Origin of the sequence: Streptomyces sp. NPDC096311 (assembly GCF_044763085.1) — a bacterium.
Lineage (GTDB): Bacteria > Actinomycetota > Actinomycetes > Streptomycetales > Streptomycetaceae > Streptomyces.
In genome coordinates, this window is sequence record NZ_JBIWFN010000006.1 from 40,741 (window position 1) to 56,794 (window position 16,054).

12 protein-coding genes are annotated in these 16,054 nt (G+C 70.5%); 5 read left to right on the forward strand and 7 right to left on the reverse strand.

The features are described 5' to 3' along the window. Positions 1 to 51 precede the first annotated feature (51 nt). Together ACIRA5_RS16765 and ACIRA5_RS16770 are read left to right on the forward strand one after the other, a co-directional pair. Entirely contained in the window at positions 52 to 885 is an 834-nt protein-coding gene (locus ACIRA5_RS16765; protein WP_403691395.1) for a helix-turn-helix domain-containing protein, read from the forward strand. A 134-nt stretch (positions 886 to 1,019) separates the two neighbouring features. Beyond that, a complete protein-coding gene (locus ACIRA5_RS16770) occupies positions 1,020 to 1,691 on the forward strand; it encodes a hypothetical protein (protein WP_403691397.1) in 672 nt (223 codons plus the stop codon). A gap of 3 nt (positions 1,692 to 1,694) precedes the next feature. Here the strand turns inward: ACIRA5_RS16770 and ACIRA5_RS16775 are convergent, their stop codons facing one another. Then, on the reverse strand, positions 1,695 to 2,639 hold the full coding sequence (locus ACIRA5_RS16775; RefSeq protein ID WP_403691398.1) for a hypothetical protein: 945 nt from the start codon (positions 2,637 to 2,639) through the stop codon (positions 1,695 to 1,697). Positions 2,640 to 2,870: 231 nt separating this feature from the next. Between ACIRA5_RS16775 and ACIRA5_RS16780 the strand changes: the two genes are divergently transcribed. Continuing rightward, positions 2,871 to 4,217 carry a polysaccharide lyase family 1 protein gene (locus tag ACIRA5_RS16780; RefSeq protein ID WP_403691400.1) on the forward strand — a complete coding sequence of 449 codons (1,347 nt, stop codon included), beginning with the start codon at positions 2,871 to 2,873 and terminating at the stop codon, positions 4,215 to 4,217. 66 nt (positions 4,218 to 4,283) lie between these two features. Here the strand turns inward: ACIRA5_RS16780 and ACIRA5_RS16785 are convergent, their stop codons facing one another. From ACIRA5_RS16785 to ACIRA5_RS16795, 3 genes are all read right to left on the reverse strand, one after another. Next, positions 4,284 to 4,760, reverse strand: a complete 477-nt coding sequence (locus tag ACIRA5_RS16785; protein WP_403691401.1) for a hypothetical protein — start codon at positions 4,758 to 4,760, stop codon at positions 4,284 to 4,286. Between the two features lie 153 nt (positions 4,761 to 4,913). Continuing rightward, positions 4,914 to 6,638, reverse strand: coding sequence for a methionine--tRNA ligase (gene metG, locus ACIRA5_RS16790; protein ID WP_403691403.1), 1,725 nt, complete (start codon positions 6,636 to 6,638; stop codon positions 4,914 to 4,916). Positions 6,639 to 6,817: 179 nt separating this feature from the next. Further along, on the reverse strand, positions 6,818 to 8,659 hold the full coding sequence (locus tag ACIRA5_RS16795; RefSeq protein WP_403691405.1) for a VWA domain-containing protein: 1,842 nt from the start codon (positions 8,657 to 8,659) through the stop codon (positions 6,818 to 6,820). Positions 8,660 to 8,901: 242 nt separating this feature from the next. Between ACIRA5_RS16795 and ACIRA5_RS16800 the strand changes: the two genes are divergently transcribed. After that, positions 8,902 to 10,986: a PhoX family protein gene (locus ACIRA5_RS16800; RefSeq protein ID WP_403691407.1), complete on the forward strand. Its 2,085-nt coding sequence runs from the start codon at positions 8,902 to 8,904 to the stop codon at positions 10,984 to 10,986. 59 nt (positions 10,987 to 11,045) lie between these two features. On the opposite strand, the gene ACIRA5_RS16805 is transcribed toward ACIRA5_RS16800, so the two are convergent. Beyond that, a complete protein-coding gene (locus ACIRA5_RS16805) occupies positions 11,046 to 11,987 on the reverse strand; it encodes a LysR family transcriptional regulator (protein ID WP_403691408.1) in 942 nt (313 codons plus the stop codon). 200 nt (positions 11,988 to 12,187) lie between these two features. Between ACIRA5_RS16805 and snpA the strand changes: the two genes are divergently transcribed. Continuing rightward, positions 12,188 to 12,868, forward strand: coding sequence for a snapalysin (snpA, locus tag ACIRA5_RS16810; RefSeq protein ID WP_403691410.1), 681 nt, complete (start codon positions 12,188 to 12,190; stop codon positions 12,866 to 12,868). An 89-nt stretch (positions 12,869 to 12,957) separates the two neighbouring features. Here the strand turns inward: snpA and ACIRA5_RS16815 are convergent, their stop codons facing one another. Together ACIRA5_RS16815 and ACIRA5_RS16820 are read right to left on the reverse strand one after the other, a co-directional pair. Further along, the gene (locus ACIRA5_RS16815; protein WP_403691411.1) at positions 12,958 to 14,940 is read right to left on the reverse strand and encodes an FUSC family protein; all 1,983 of its coding nucleotides are present in this window, start codon (positions 14,938 to 14,940) and stop codon (positions 12,958 to 12,960) included. Between the two features lie 39 nt (positions 14,941 to 14,979). Then, the gene (locus ACIRA5_RS16820) at positions 14,980 to 15,975 is read right to left on the reverse strand and encodes an endonuclease/exonuclease/phosphatase family protein (protein ID WP_403691413.1); all 996 of its coding nucleotides are present in this window, start codon (positions 15,973 to 15,975) and stop codon (positions 14,980 to 14,982) included. Between the last annotated feature and the right edge of the window lie 79 nt (positions 15,976 to 16,054).

Below are 16,054 nucleotides of genomic sequence, written 5' to 3' on the forward strand. Positions count from 1 at the left end.
GGGGGTGACAGGACCAGGCACGCGCGCGACGGCGCGAATTACAGTGGGGAGATGACCGACGCACCCAACCTGTTGGGCGATTACGTGCGTGCCCGCCGTGAGCTCGTCACTCCCGAACAGGTCGGTATCCCCGTTTCGGGGGTACGGCGGGTGCCGGGTCTGCGCAGGGAAGAGGTCGCGATGCTCGCCGGCATCAGTGCCGACTACTACCTGCGCCTGGAGCAGGGCCGCGACCGCAACCCCTCCGTGCAGGTCCTCGAGTCCCTCGCCCGCGTGTTGCGGCTGGACGACGCCGCGACGGCGTACCTGCTGCGCCTCGGCGCCGACACACCCCGACGGCACCGACGCCGACGCCGGGAGGAGACCGTGCCTCCGGGCATCGCCAAGCTCGTCGCCACGCTCCCGTTGCCCGCACTGGTCGAGGGCCGCTCCTTCGACGTCCTCGCCGCCAACGCCCTGGCGACCGCTCTGTCACCGCGCCTCGTGGCAGGGGCCAACCGGCTGCGCGACCTGTTCCTCGACCCTGCCGAGCAGGCCCTCCACCCGGACTGGGAGAGCGCGGCCGGGGGCATGGTCGCCGGCTTTCGCGAGTCCGTCGGCACGGACACCGACGATCCCCGGGTCATCGAGCTCGTCGGTGAACTCTGCCTCGCCAGCCCCCGCTTCAGACGGCTCTGGGCCCGCCACGACGTGGAGGCGTGCGAAGGCGCACCCAAGCACATGGACCACCCTCGGGTCGGTGGCCTGCAGTTGAACCGGGAGAGACTGGGCATCGACGGAACGGCAGGTCAGACGCTTGTCGTCTACCACCCGGACCCCGGCACCGACAGCGCCGAAAAACTCCTCCTGCTTGCCTCCGCCGTACCGACACCGGCTGCCTCCTGAACGACGTCCGGGGAGGTTCACCGTCGACGCACAGGCGGTTCGGCGCGGGTGCACAGCGGCTGGGCGTGTGATGGGCGGAGGCGGGTGAGGTCACCTCGCGCCGTACCGGAACACCGCAAGCGCCGGAGGAAGCCATGGGAGTCGTGCTGGTCGCAGTGCTGCTGATCGTCGGAGCGGTGGCCGCGGTCGCCTACCAGCGGCGGCTGTCGCAGCCGTACGGCGCGGTGTCCGACCTGGACGCGGAGGCGGAGGCCCACCGGTGGGTGGAGCGGCTCGGCGGGAGCCTGTCCACGCTCGACGCGCGGGACAACGCGACGGCGGCGCAGGCGCTGGCCGACGCCGCCGAGCGCCACCGGGCCGCGCAGGGGCAGCTGGTCACGGCTCGCTCCGGCGCGCAGTACGCGATGGCCTCGCAGACGGCCCTGGAGGGCCTGCACTACATCCGCGCCGCCCGCACCTCGCTGGGCCTCGACACCGGCCCCGCCCTGCCCGACCTGGGCATGGGTGCGATCACCGCCCGGGACGGCCGCGTCACGATCGACGGCCGGACCTACGCGGCCTCGCCCCGCCCAGGTGACGCAACGCCGTACTACTACCCCGGCGGGGTCGTGAGCGGCCGGCAGATGCCGGGCGGTTGGTACAGCGCCCCCTGGTGGAAGACGGCCCTGGTCGCCGGCGCGGCCGGAGCCGGCGGGGTGATCCTGGCCGACGCCCTCCTCGACGGCCTCCGCCGCCCGCACGGGGGCGGCCCGATGGGCGGGCCCGGCGGACTGGGAGGCCTCGGGGACTTCGGCGGACGCTTCTGAAGGTCAGACGGAGGTCTGGTTCTGGTTGCCTTCATCCGGACCGTCTTCGTTCTCGGCGAACAGGTCCTCGGCCGTGGTGGCGGTCAGGGACCGGTCGAACCAGAGCATGAGGGTGTCGAGGTCGGTGCATGAGGTGACGCGTTCCCGGATGTCCTCGGGGACGTCGACAGCATGCTTGTCCAGCACGCGCAGGATCAGCGTGGCTCGGTCCTTGGCCTCGCCTTTGGCCTCGCCATTGGCCTCGCCCTCCAGGTACTTCTCCTCGATGAGGGTTCCCTGGCCCGGGTAGTAACTGCCGACCGGCATGTGCAGCTCCCTCCACTTTGCCCTGGCTGGGGTGTTCGCCAGGGCGATTTCCATCGTCTCGAACCAGTACGCCAGAGTGTCCTTGTCGAACGACCGCCATCCGTCGGCCACCGCGTCCAGTATGGCGGCGCTTCTCCTGCTGTCGCTGTGAACGATGGCCGAGAGCACCGCGAGCCCCGGCCGCCGGGCCGCGGCCGACGGGTCCGTGATCTCCGGAACGGTCTGGGGACCGAGTACGAACGGGCGCGTGACCTGTGTCGTCCAAGGGCCCACGCCGCACGCGAAGGGTCCGGCCGCCCAGTCCGCGGTGGGGCGGTCCCGGCAGACGGCCACGAGCAGGACCGGCAGGTCGTACGTCGCGCGCAGGTAGGCGACGTAGTACGCCCAGTTCGTCGCCTTGTCCGGGTCCCGTTTGGTCTGGGCCTCGATGGCGAGCAGATAGTGCTCCCCCTCGGGCGGCTCGACCTTCAGCACGGTGTCCACCCGGCGTTCCAACGGCCGGATCTCCGTCGCGTCGGGGGTGATTTCCCTGATGTCCGACTTCGTCGGCGGCGGGACACCGAGCGCCTCGTAGAGGGGCGCGAGGGCCTCTGGGTGCGCGTCGAAGATCCGGTGTGAGACCTCGTGGGTTGATGTGACCATGTGGCGGAACCTAGGAGGATCTTGGGCCGAGTGTTCGGCCGACAGGACAGGATCACTCTTTCGGGGGTCGACGAAACGTTCACGCCGCCGAGGTCGGTTCGCATGGCCCGGCGAGTTGAGAAAAGACCGGCAACCTTTCCGATTCCCGCGGCCACTGATGAGTCAGAAGCGTCGTTCAGCGGGGCTTCGCGCACTACGACACGTGCTCCACCACCACGTAAGGACTCATCCGTGGCATCCCCCTCGCACCGCAGGTCCCTCCGCAAGCGTCGCGCCGTCATCGTCTCCGCCGCCGCCGTCACGGCCGCGGGCCTCGGCGCCGTCGCGTTCGTGATGAACGCGAACGCGGGTACGGTCGACCTCGCGCACCAGGTGCTGCCCGCCAAGGACGGCTGGGCGGCTTCCGGAACCGGGACGACCGGCGGCTCGCAGGCCGACTCCTCGCACGTCTACACCGTCAGCACCCGCGCCCAGCTCGTGAAGGCACTGGGCAGCAGCTCCCGTTCCACGCCGAAGATCATTCAGGTCAAGGGTGTCATCGACGCCAACACCGACGACTCGGGCAAGAAGCTGACGTGCGCCGACTACTCCGCCGGTACGGGATATTCGCAGGCCGCCTATCTGAAGGCCTACGACCCCGCCACCTACGGCCGCTCCAAGCTGCCCTCCGGCACGCAGGAGAAGGCCCGCGACGCCGCGCAGCAGAAGCAGGCGAAGAACATCGTCTTCAAGGTGCCCGCCAACACCACCATCGTGGGTGTGCCGGGCACCAAGGCCGGGATCACCGGTGGCAGTCTGCAGGTGCAGAGCGTCGACAACGTCATCATCCGCAACCTGACCTTCTCCGCCACCGAGGACTGCTTCCCGCAGTGGGACCCGACCGACGGCGACAGCGGTAACTGGAACTCCCAGTACGACGCCGTCACCCTGCGCGGGGCGACGCACGTGTGGGCCGACCACAACACCTTCACCGACGCGTCGCACTTCGACAGCGCCAACCCGAAGTACTACGGCCGCGAGTACCAGATCCACGACGGTGACCTCGACATCACCAAGGGCTCGGACCTGGTGACCGTCGAGCGCAACCAGTTCACCCACCACGACAAGACCATGCTGATCGGCAGCAGCGACACCGACAGCGTCGGCAAGCTGCGTGTCTCCATCCACCACAACGTGTGGAAGGGGATCGTCCAGCGGGCTCCCCTGACCCGGATCGGGCAGGTGCACATCTACAACAACTACTTCGACACCACGACCGTCAACGGGTACGCGCCCCTCTACAGCATCAACTCCCGTGCCAAGGCCCAGGTCGTCGCCGAGGACAACTACTGGAAGGTCCCGACGGGCGGGAAGATCTCCAAGCTGCTCAGCGGCGACGGCACCGGCTCGATCGCCGGCGGCGGCAACCTCGTCAACGGCACCTCGACCGACCTCGTCGCCGCGTACAACGCCGCGAACTCGAAGAAGCTGAAGACGACGGTGAACTGGACTCCGACCCTGAACGCCGGGATCCAGTCCTCCGCGAAGAACCTGCCGACCGAGCTGGCCACCACGACCGGTGCGGTCCTGACCTCGTAGGGGACGGCAAGGGCGCCCGGGGCCGGAAGGCTCCGGGCGCCCGGTCCTCGGATGCCGCCGCGCGGCTCAGGTGTCGTACTGGCCGTTCCACGGCTCGGCGAACGCGAGCCGGTCCGGGTAGAGCTCGGCCCAGGCCTCCTCCTCGTCCTCCCTGATCACCAGGCCGAACAGGACGCCGTCGACGGTGCGTTGGAAGGGACGGACCGCGATGTCCGTGTAGGAGCGGCGAGGCAGGCTCCGCAGGAGTTTCGCCAGATGGGCCCTGGCCCGGGACAGCACCGAGTCCGGTCCGTCCGGCGCCAGTTGCTGTTCGGCCCAGGTGCCCGCGCACCAGATCTCCGAGTCGCGGTAGCGGCCCTCGGCGTCGAAGGTGTGCAACACCGTGTAGAGGCGTTTGTGCTGTTCCCAGCCATCGTCGGGACGGTAGCCCTCGGGGAAGGCGTAGGTGATCGACGCCAGGAACTGGCCGTCCGCGTAGCGACCGATGCTCTCGGTGCGGGACTTCGGCTCGTAGGCGATCGGGATGACCGGAGGGACTGCCATGGCGAAACCATACGGGTGGTCAAGAGCATGCCACCAGCGGGGTCGGTTTCCGGCCGAGGAGTGAGACGGAGCGGCTGCGAAGAGGGGTGCGGCGGGCAGGGAAAGAGCGGGGCCCGGCACCTTTCCGGTGCCGGGCCCCGCTCTGCGCCGTCACTACTCCGGTGCGCCGCCGAAGCGCTCCTTGTACGACTCCAGGTCCTCGTCCGTGATCTTGGCGAACAGGACCGGGGGAACCGTGAAGGGGGTGCCCGCGGGGACGGAGGACAGGGACCTCGCCTCGTCCGCCGAAACCCACGCCGCCGTGTCGTCCGTCAGCGCGAACGCCGAGCGCATCGCGCGGGAGGACGCGGGGATGAAGGGCTCCGAGACCACCGAGTAGAGGTGGATCAGGTTCATCGCCGTGCGCAGGGTCAGGGCCGCGCCGTCGGGGTCGGTCTTGATCTCCAGCCAGGGGGCCTTCTCCTCCAGGTAGGAGTTGCCCGCCGACCACAGGGCGCGCAGCGCCGCCGCGGCCTTGCGGAACTGGAGGGCCTCCATCTGGGTCTCGTACTCGGCCAGCAGGCCCGCGATCTCCTCGCCGAGCTTCGCCTCCGCCTCGCCCGCCTCGGTGCCCGCCGGGACCTCCTCGCCGAAGCGCTTCTTGGAGAAGGACAGGACGCGGTTGACGAAGTTGCCGAGGGTGTCGGCCAGGTCCTTGTTCACCGTGGCGGTGAAGTGCTCCCAGGTGAAGGACGAGTCGTCCGACTCGGGGGCGTTGGCGATCAGGAAGTAACGCCAGTAGTCCGCGGGCAGGATGTCCAGCGCGTGGTCGGTGAAGACACCGCGCTTCTGGGACGTGGAGAACTTCCCGCCGTAGTACGTCAGCCAGTTGAAGGCCTTGACGTAGTCGACCTTCTTCCACGGCTCGCGCACGCCCAGCTCGGTGGCCGGGAACATGACGGTGTGGAAGGGGACGTTGTCCTTCGCCATGAACTCCGTGTAGCGGACCGGGTTCTCGCCGGAGTCCGCCTCGTACCACCAGGACTTCCAGTCCCGGTTCTGCGGGGACTGGTCCGCCCACTCCTTCGTCGCCCCGATGTACTCGATCGGCGCGTCGAACCAGACGTAGAAGACCTTGCCCTCCGCCGCCAGCTCCGGCCAGGTGTCGGCCGGGACCGGGACGCCCCAGTCCAGGTCACGGGTGATCGCCCGGTCGTGCAGGCCCTCCGTCAGCCACTTGCGGGCGATGGAGGAGGCGAGCTGCGGCCACTCGTGCTCGTGGCGCGCCACCCACTCCGAGACCTCGCTCTGGAGCTTCGACTGGAGGAGGAAGAGGTGCTTGGTCTCGCGGACCTCCAGGTCCGTCGAGCCGGAGATCGCCGAACGCGGGTTGATCAGGTCGGTCGGGTCCAGCACACGCGTGCAGTTCTCGCACTGGTCGCCGCGGGCCTTGTCGTAGCCGCAGTGGGGGCAGGTGCCCTCCACATAGCGGTCCGGGAGGAAGCGGCCGTCCGTCGGGGAGTACACCTGGCGGATCGCGCGCTCCTCGATGAAGCCGTTCTCGTTCAGGCGGCGCGCGAAGTGCTGGGTGATCTCGCGGTTCTGCGGGCTTGAGCTGCGGCCGAAGTAGTCGAAGGCCAGCTCGAAGCCGTCGTACACCGCCTTCTGCGCGTCGTGCGCCTGTGCGCAGAACACGTCGACCGGTAGACCCTGCTCCTTGGCCGCCAGCTCGGCCGGGGTGCCGTGCTCGTCCGTCGCGCAGATGTAGAGGACGTCGTGGCCGCGCTGGCGGAGGTACCGGGAGTACACGTCCGCCGGGAGCATGGACCCCACCATGTTGCCCAGGTGCTTGATCCCGTTGATGTACGGAAGGGCGCTGGTGATGAGGTGTCGAGCCATCGCGGCTGCTCCCAAGTCGTTACGTGTCGTTACGTGGGGTGACGATCGTCGGTGCTGGTCGTACCGTCGGTCGTCTTGCGAACCTTGAAATCGTAGCCGACATGGGTGGGCCGCCCGTTTCCCTTTTCAAGGGGTGGGAAACGGGCGGCCTCCGGTTGTTCTTGCTGGGCCCATGGGTGCTACGGGCGCCAGTTCTCCAGCACGCCCTCGTAGACCTCCGCGTCGGTCAGCTCGCGCGGGGTCGGGCCCGCGTGGAAGAAGGCCGTGTTGTCGGTCTTCAGCTTGCGGAGGTAGTCAAAGGCCTTGTTGTCGTGCTCACCGAATGCGATGAACGAGAAGAACACGGTGGGGTGGTCCTTCGCCGCGTCCGTGAGGGACTGGGTGGCGGGAGTCTTGGCGTCCGGGGCGCCGTCCGTCTGGAAGATCACCAGGGCCGGGTCGGTGGTGCCGGACTTCTGGTGGTGCGTGACGACTTCTTCCACCGCGATGTGGTAGCTCGTACGGCCCATGCGGCCGAGGCCGGCGTGGAGGTCGTCGATCGTGTTCTCGTGCTCGGGGAGGGTGAGCTCGCCGGTGCCGTCCAGTTCGGTGGAGAAGAAGACGACCTGAACCCTGGCCTCGGGGTCGAGGTGGGCGGCGAGGGCGAGGGCCTGCTCGCCGAGGGCCTGGGCGGAGCCGTCCTTGTAGTACGGGCGCATGGACGCGGAGCGGTCGAGGACGAGGTAGACCTTGGCCCGGGTGCCGGTGAGGTCCCTCTTCGCGAGGGCCGTTCCTGCTTCCTGGTAGGCGGTGGCGAGGTCGGGGGCGTGGGTCTTCACGTGGGTGAGGGGGGTGGCCGGGGTGCCGGTCGTTCCGGCCTCGGCTTCGCCTTCGGTCACGTCTTCTTCCCCGCCCGCACCACCGGTGACGCTCTCGTCGTCGGGTGCGGGGGGCCCTGCCGGGGGCTGATCGCCGTCGGCGGCGACCGGCTCGTTCGCCGAGTCGTGCACCGGCTCGTCCGTCGGCTCGTCCACGGAGTCGGCCGTCGGCACGTCCACGGAGTCGTCCGTCGGCTCGTCCACCGAGGCCGCGACCGGTTCCGCGGTCGGTTCGGTGACCGCTTCCGTGGTCGGTTCCGCGACCGGTTCGGCGGGGGTGATCTCAGCGGTGACCGGGGCGGGGGTTTCCTCGGCGACCGGCTCCGAGGGCTCCTCCGTGGCGGGCTCGGGAGCCTCTTCGGCCACGGGCTCGGAGGCCTCCGCGGCGACCGGTTCCGGGGTCTCCTCGGCGGCGGGCGCGGGGGCGTCTTGGGTGACGGGTTCCGGCTCGGGCTCGGAGACCTCCTCGGCCACGGGCTCGGGAGCTTCTTCGGCCACGGGTTCGGGCTCCGGCGCGGACACCTCGGGGGTTTCGGCGACCGGCTCCGATTCGACCACGGGCTCGGGCGCGGGCGCCTCGACCTCGACCTCGGCCTCGGGCTCGGCCGGAACCTCGGTCTCGACCTCGACCTCGGCTTCAGGCTCGGCCGGAACCTCGACCTCGACCTCGGCCACCGGTTCGGCCTCGGGCTCCGCCGCGACCTCGGTCTCGACCTCGGCGGCGATCACCGGCTCGGGATCCGGAGCCGGAGAAGGAATCGAAGCGGAAGCCGAAGTAGAAGCGGAAGGGGAAGCGGAAGGGGAAGCGGCAGTCGGAGTCGGCTCCGTCTCGGCCTTCTCCTTCTCCGTCTCCTCAGTCGCCTCCGTCTTCTCCGTCGCCTTCGTCTCCTCGGTCGTCTTCTCCTCCAGTACCGGCGCCGCCGGCTTGGGGACCGTGACGTTGTCGAAGGCCGCCGACACCAGCTCGTCCACCACGGACGGCTCCGACGAAGGTGCGGGGATCTTCGGCTCCGCCTCCTGAGCAGGAGCCGGCGTGAGCTCCGGCTCGGTGGCCGGGGCCGGGACCGTGGGGGCCGTAGCCTCCGTCGGCGAGGTCTCCGCGTCGGCGTCACGCCCCTTGCGTGAGCGGCCGAACGCGTTCCGCAGGAGAGTGAGAATGCCCATGTGCGCAACCCTTCGCATGAGTTGAAGCCGTCAATCCCTGGCCAGGACGGACACGTAAGGTTAGCGGCCGTCTCCGGCGATCTTGGGCAGGGTCGGGTACCGACAGGTAGCGGTGTCAAGAGCGTTATCAAGACCCCTGCGAGAGCGGGAGGTTCACCCGCTGTTCACCCGGCCGCAGGGTGCTTGCACCCGCACCCCCCTAGCGTCACGCTCACACCAAGGTTTCGTAAGGGGAGAGTAAAATGCGCAGACTGCTGCCGTTGATCGGAACGCCCGGTTCGCATCCCGGTGGGCGATCTGCCCTGACCTGTCGGTTCCGTTGTGGTGACGCCTGCTTCCACGAGGTGCCCAACACCAGCGACAACGCGTACGTCGGTGATGTCATCGCCGGTGCGATCGGCCGCCGTTCGATGATGCGGGCCGCGGCCGTCGTCACGGTCGCCACGGCGACGGGTGCGGCGGTCGTCGGCACCGGCGCCCAGGACGCGCAGGCCGCTCAGGGGGTGGAAGGGGGTGCCGCGGCCCGTACCGGACACACGGCCGACAAGGCCGCGCGCGGGCTCCGGTTCAGCCCCGTCCCGCCGAACACCGCCGACGCCGTCACCGTCCCCGGTGGATATGGCCAGAATGTCGTCATCCGTTGGGGTGAGCCCATCCTGCGTGGCGCTCCCGCCTTCGACCCGGAGCACCAGACCGCCAAGGCCCAGGCCGGCCAGTTCGGTTACAACAACGACTTCCTCGCTCTCCTCCCGCTGCCCGGCGAGCGCGGACGGCAGCTGCTCGTGGCGAACCACGAGTACACCGACGAGGTGCTGATGTTCCGCGGGTACGACCCCGCGAACCCCACCCGTGAGCAGGTCGAGGTGGCGTGGGCCGCCCACGGTCTGTCCGCCGTCGTGGTCGAGGAGGACCGCAGGACCGGCAGGCTCACCGCCGTCACCCGGCACGCCCTCAACCGTCGGGTCACCGCCACCACCGAGTTCCGGCTCACCGGCCCCGCCGCCGGGTCCGACCTGCTCAAGACCTCCGCGGACCCGACCGGCCGCAAGGTGCTCGGCACGCTCAACAACTGCTCCGGCGGCACCACCCCCTGGGGCACCACGCTGCACGGCGAGGAGAACTTCAACCAGTACTTCGCCCATGCGAGCCGTGACACCGACAAGCGGTACGGGCTCGGTACGGGCGAGACCGAGCGCAAGTGGGAGCGGTTCGACAAGCGGTTCGACGTGGCGCAGGAGCCCAACGAGTCGCACCGCTTCGGATACGTCGTCGAGTTCGACCCGTACGACCCTTCCTCCACGCCCCGCAAGCACACCGCCCTGGGCCGCTTCAAGCACGAGGCCGCGACCGTGCGGCTGACGGACGACGGGCGGCCCGTCGTCTACACCGGCGACGACGAGCGTTTCGACTACTTCTACAAGTTCGTCGGCAGCAAGCGGATGCGGCACGGTTCCTCGCGCTCCGTCCGGGAGCACAACCTCTCCCTCCTCGACGAGGGGACGCTCTACGTGGCCCGGCTGACCGGCGACTCCCCCGCCGCCGACATCGACGGGAGCGGGAAGCTTCCGGTGGACGGGGAGTTCGACGGCAGTGGTGAGTGGATTCCGCTGGTCACCGCGACCGCCCGCGGGGCCGTCTCGCACGTGGACGGGATGACGGCCGAGGAGGTCCTCGTCTTCACGCGGCTCGCCGGTGACAAGGTCGGCGCCACCAAGATGGACCGGCCCGAGGACATCCAGCCCTCCCCGCACACCGGCAAGGTCTATGTCGTTCTGACCAACAACACCAACCGTGGAAAGGCCGGGTCCGCGGGCGCCGACGAGGCCAATCCGCGCAACGCCAACAAGCACGGGCACATCCTGGAGCTCACCGAGCGCCGGGGCCGCGCGGAGGCGACCACCTTCGGCTGGTCGCTGTTCCTCGTCGCGGGCGACCCGGCCGACCCCGCGACCTACTTCGCGGGCTTCCCGAAGGACAAGGTCAGCCCGATCTCCTGCCCGGACAACGTGGCCTTCGACCCGCACGGCAACCTGTGGATCTCCACGGACGGCAACCAGCTCGGCTCGCACGACGGCCTGCTGGGCGTGGCGACGAAGGGCGAGCGGCGCGGTGAGCTGAAGCAGTTCCTGACGGTGCCGACCGGCGCGGAGACCTGCGGGCCGATCATCCAGGACCGGCGGGTGCTCGTCGCGGTCCAGCACCCGGGCGAGATCGACGGCGCGTCGGTGGAGAAACCGGCGAGCAACTGGCCCGACGGACCCGGGAAGATCGTGCGCCCGGCGGTCGTCTCGGTGTGGCGCACGGACGGCTGCGACATCGGGGTCTGAGGCCGCGGGAAGTCGTCGCGGGCGCCGTCGCGAAAGCCGCGTACGGGTCTTGACGGGTCTCAGGGGAGGGCTGGGACGGGGTTGTCCACACCGCTGCGTTCCAGCCACTCCCGGTATGCCGGGGACTGCTGTGCCGTCTCCCGGTATGCCTCCGCCAGGTCCGGATAGACGCCGTCCAGCTCGGCCTCGGTGCGGGCCGCGAGCAGCAGGCGTACGCCGAGGGGGTCGCCGTACAGTCTGCGGACGACCGTCTCGGGGCCGGACTGGCGGGTCGGCTGGCAGACCGTGATGACCTCACCGGTCGCCACCAGGGACGCCGTCGTGTGGTAATCGCCGTGCAGGACGCGGGGGTTGAGCCCGGCCGAGCGCAGCATCCGGTGCACCGCGTCCCACTCGCCGTCGACCGTCGGGTCGATCATCCAGCGGTCCTCGGCCAGGTCGGAGAGGCGTACGACGGAGCGTGCGGCGGCCGGGTGGTCGTTCGGCAGGGACACGAACTGGGGCTCGCGCTCGACCAGGACGCGCAGCCGCAGCCCGCTGGGGATGCGCAGCGGGCAGCCCTCGACCTCGTGCACGAACGCCACGTCGAGCCGGCCCTCGGCGACCAGGTTGAGCAGGGCGTTCGCGGACACGTCCATCTGGAGGACCGGTTCGTGGCGGCGTTCGCGCAGTCGTCGCAGCCAGCCCGCGAGGGCACGGCTCGCGGTGGAGCCGATGCGCAGTTGGGGGTCGTCCGCGGCGGCGGCGCGGGCCTCCGCGACCAGGGACCGCATTTCGGCCACCAGCGGGCGGGCCCGGCCGAGCACGACCCGGCCGAGCGGGGTGGGACGGCAGCCGGTACGTTCGCGGGTGAACAGCTCCCCGCCCAGCTCCTGTTCGATCCGCCGCAGCTGGGTGCTCAACGAGGGCTGGGCAACGCCGAGCAGGCGCGCGGCGCGGTGCAGGCTGCCGGTGTCGGCGATGGCGCACAGCGCGCGGAGATGCCGGACCTCAAGCTCCATGCCGTCGGAGCCTAAGTCGCGGGCGTGGGTTGCACCAGACGCACAAACCCTGTGCAAGGCAGGCGAGTTGGGTGCTCCGGGACGGTGCGGGCAGCTCGCCCCGATAGGGCTGTCCTATCGCCGATTGCCATCATCACAGCGGACGCACAGGCATCGACACTCACCGATGACGACTTCCCCCCCCCACACAAGGAGTCATCATGCGACTCTCCCTGCCCATGCTCTCGGCCGCGGTCGGGTTGGGCCTCACGGCCGCCACGTTCGGCGCGGTCCCGGCGACGGCGGCCCCGGCCCCCGCTCCCGTCTCCGCGTCGGCCCCGTACGCCGGTTACTCCGGATCGGCCGCGGAGGCCACGGCGAACCAGGCGTTCTTCCAGGCGGTCATCAGATCCGTCGCCGAGAAGCGCGCCGCGAACCCGAGCAGCGCCGCGGCCGTCACGGTCGTCTACAACGCCTCCCGCGCCCCGTCCTTCAGCGCGGAGATAGCCCGTAGCACCCAGATATGGAACAGCGCGGTCTCGAACGTCAAGCTCCAGTCGGGTTCGGCGTCGAGCGCCGACTTCACCTACCGCGAGGGCAATGACTCGCGTGGCTCCTATGCCTCCACGGACGGCCACGGCAGCGGGTACGTCTTCCTCGACTACGCCCAGAGCGAGCAGTACGACCCGATCCGCATCACCGCGCACGAGACCGGCCATGTGCTCGGTCTGCCCGATCACTACTCCGGTCCGTGCAGCGAGCTGATGTCGGGCGGTGGCCCCGGCCCGTCCTGCACCAACGCGATCCCCAACGCGACCGAGCGCTCGCGCGTCAACCAGCTCTGGGCCAACGGTCTCGCACAGGCGTTGGACAAGGCCCTGAGCAAGACCAACGCCCGCTAGGCAGCTGAACCCGTAACAGCCAGTCCCCACCCCCACAGGTGCGGGCCGTCCCCTGCACGGGCGGCCCGCACCCCCTGTGTGGGGACCGGTCAGTGCGGTGAGGCGATGGCGCGGGCCGCGGCGACCTCCTGGCGCAGCGGCTCCAGCACACTGTCGGCCGGCCCCGTGAGATCCGTACGGACGGCGACGAGGGTGTCGGTCTCGCGAAGCCCGTCCGACAACTCCCGCAGTTGCAGCGCGACGTGGGAGATCTCGGCCGGGGAGGGGCGCTGGGCGCCGTGCCGGATCCGTACCCCGGCGCCCGTGGTCGCGTCCACGATCCGCTCGACCGCGACGACGAGCGGCAGCCAGGCGGCGGCGCGCCGGCCGTTGGGCGGCGGTTCGGTCAGGGCGCGCTGGAACTCCGTGCGGATGGCGGACAGGTCGCGGTAGAGGCGGCGGCGCATCCGGGCGCGGGCGGCGGGGTCGACGTCCGTTCCGAAGGCGTACTCCACATAGCGGGCAGTGTCCGCGACCGCGTCCGCGAGGCGGTCGCCGACCCGGGTGTGCCAGCTCTCCGGCCACAGCAGATAGCCGGCGACGAGGGCGATCGCGCAGCCGATGAGGGAGTCGGCCAGGCGTGGCACGAGCAGGGCGGTGCCCAGATGGTTGAGGACGTCGGAGAGGAGGAGGATCACCGGGGTGACGGCGGCGGTCTGGTAGCCGTAGCCGCGTCGGCCGAGGGCCGGGATGAGCGGGCCGAGGACGAACATGACCGGCACGTCCCACCAGCCGAGCGGCACCAGGGCGAGGACGACGGCCGCGACGACGAGTCCGGCCACCGTGCCGAGCGCACGCAGCAGTGCCCGGGAGAAGACCGATCCGAAGTCGGGCTTCATGACGAAGGTGATGGTGAGGGCGACCCAGTACGAGCGTGGCACCGAGACGAGGGAGACCAGGGCCTGGGCGAGGCCGATGCACAGGGCGAGGCGCAGGCCGTAGCGCCAGGAGGCGGCGGACAGCAGGACGTTGCGGGAGGCGCGGGCGGCGCGGACGCGCAGGGACGGTGGTCCCCCCTGGTCGAGCGAAGCCGAGAGCTTGGGGGAGGGACTGCCGAGGCGGTCGTCGACGTTTCGGAGGGACGCCTTGCCGGCGGGCCGGTCGCTGACGACGTCGGCGGTGTGCCGCAGGGCGTGGTCGATGGCGCGCGCGGTCTCGTTGGTGGGGACCGGGAGGCCGAGCCCTATGGGGCCTGTGTAGCCGGTCTCGACGGCGTCGGCGAGGTGACGCAGGGCTTCCGGGAGCTCGGGGGCCAGCGGCTCGTTGAACTGGTGGGCTGCCGGGGCGGCTTCGATGACGGGCGTGATGGCGTTGAGCTGGGCGAGCAGCCGGGCGAGTTCGGGGTTGCGGCCGTGGTGGAAGGCGCGCCGGGCGAGGGTGAGGTCGTAGGACTGGTTGAGGGACTGGGTGACGGCGAAGCGGATGTCGACGTACCGCTCGGTGCCGGTCGCGGCGAGCAGGTCGGCGACGGTCCGGTAGGTGTGGGCGACGGCGGCCCGTTCGGGGATGCCCGAGCGCAGCGGCCAGGCGAGCAGGGCCAGGGCCAGTACGAGGAGGCCGCCGCCGGACATCAGCAGGGGTGCGAGCCACCAGGATCCCGGCAGTGGAAGTCCGGCGCCGATGGAGCAGTTGAGCAGGAGCAGCAGGCTGGACACGGAGGCCACGGCGCCGATCGTCGAGATCATCCCGGAGACGAGCGCGACGCCGGTGACCGCGCCGACGGCGACCCAGCCGTGTCCGAAGACGAGCGAGCCGATGGTGACGCCGATCGCGCCGAAGAGCTGGGGGACGGCGATGTTGAAGATGCGCATGCGGTAGGCGTCCGCGGTGTCGCCGATGACGCCGGACAGGGCGCCCATGGAGGCGAGGGCGCCGTACGCGGGTTCGCCCGCCGCGAGGCCGATCGCCAGCGGCAGGGCCAGTGCGATCGCGGCGCGTGCGGCGGCGGCCCAGGGCATGGGGGCCTGCTGCGGTCGGAGGTTCCTGACCAGCCAGTCGGGAGGGGTGAGAACACTGGGCAACTGGCGGGGCATGGACCCATTATGACCGCATCGCCCCACCGACCCTGGGGCTCATTTGTGCTGGTGAAGGGTGATATCGACGACGAGCGCGCGATGGTCGCTGCCGGCGATGTCGAGGAAGGTGGCCGCGTTCGCGGAGAAGTCCGGGGAGACGAGGACGTGGTCGATCTGGGCGCCGAGGGTGGGGGCGGTGCGCTCGGGCCAGCTGGGGGTGCGCGGGGAGCCGGCCAGGCGGGCGCTGTCGCGCAGTCCGGTGTCGAGGATGCGGCGGAACGCGGCGTGGTCCTGGGAGGCGTTGAAGTCCCCGGCGAGGATGGTGGAGCCGTCCTTGCCCCCGGCGGCGTAGTCGCGCAGTGCGCCGAGCTCGTGCCGCCACAGTCCGACCTGCCCCGGCAGCGGCGGCATGGGGTGCGCGAGCTGGAGCCGTACGGCGTGCCCCTGTACGTCGGCCACGGCCCCCGGCATCCCCATCGTCCCGCGTACGCCGTCCGCCATCGCGAGCGGGAACCGGCTGATGATCACGGAGCCGTCGGATCCGGCGCCCTCGACGGACACGCGGTACGGATAGGCGCCTCCCGGGCCCTGGAAGGCCTTCGTGAGCGCGGCGGAGCACGTGTACTCGCACTCCTCCACGAACACGATGTCGGGCCGGTGCCGTTGGACGGCGGCGACGAGCGCGCGGGCACCCCTTCCGAACTGCACGTTCGACGTCATCACCCGCAGTTCGGCGACCGGACTCCCGGTCGGCTCGCTGGTCCTGCCGTAGGGCTCGATGTACCAGGCGAGCGCGCCCAGCACCAGCACACCCCACACCATGCCGATCCGCCGGCGGGCGAACAGGGCGAGCAGGAGTCCGAGGCCGGTGGGCGCGAGGAGCCATGGCAGGAAGGCGAGCAGCTGGGGCACGGGAGTGATGCCGTCGCTGTCGGCGGCCCGGCATCCGACCACCACGCTCACCCCGGCCAGCAGCAGCCCGGCCGCCCAGGCCGCGGCCCGACGGCCCCCGGAGCGCGTCGGCCGGTCCTCGGAGGCCGCCGGGGCAGTCACCGCGGTCTCAGCAGTCTCAACGTCTCGGCCTGCCTTCCGCTCGTTCGCGTGGGGTGCCCGAATCCTCCCTCACCGACGG

Bases quoted from the DNA above. Each gene is read 5' to 3' on its own strand.
- ACIRA5_RS16765 (WP_403691395.1), top strand. From the start codon at position 52: ATGACCGACGCACCCAACCTGTTGGGCGATTACGTGCGTGCCCGCCGT.
- ACIRA5_RS16770 (WP_403691397.1), top strand. From the start codon at position 1,020: ATGGGAGTCGTGCTGGTCGCAGTGCTGCTGATCGTCGGAGCGGTGGCC.
- ACIRA5_RS16775 (WP_403691398.1), bottom strand. From the start codon at position 2,639: ATGGTCACATCAACCCACGAGGTCTCACACCGGATCTTCGACGCGCAC.
- ACIRA5_RS16785 (WP_403691401.1), bottom strand. From the start codon at position 4,760: ATGGCAGTCCCTCCGGTCATCCCGATCGCCTACGAGCCGAAGTCCCGC.
- metG (WP_403691403.1), bottom strand. From the start codon at position 6,638: ATGGCTCGACACCTCATCACCAGCGCCCTTCCGTACATCAACGGGATC.
- ACIRA5_RS16795 (WP_403691405.1), bottom strand. From the start codon at position 8,659: ATGGGCATTCTCACTCTCCTGCGGAACGCGTTCGGCCGCTCACGCAAG.
- ACIRA5_RS16800 (WP_403691407.1), top strand. From the start codon at position 8,902: ATGCGCAGACTGCTGCCGTTGATCGGAACGCCCGGTTCGCATCCCGGT.
- ACIRA5_RS16805 (WP_403691408.1), bottom strand. From the start codon at position 11,987: ATGGAGCTTGAGGTCCGGCATCTCCGCGCGCTGTGCGCCATCGCCGAC.
- snpA (WP_403691410.1), top strand. From the start codon at position 12,188: ATGCGACTCTCCCTGCCCATGCTCTCGGCCGCGGTCGGGTTGGGCCTC.
- ACIRA5_RS16815 (WP_403691411.1), bottom strand. From the start codon at position 14,940: ATGCCCCGCCAGTTGCCCAGTGTTCTCACCCCTCCCGACTGGCTGGTC.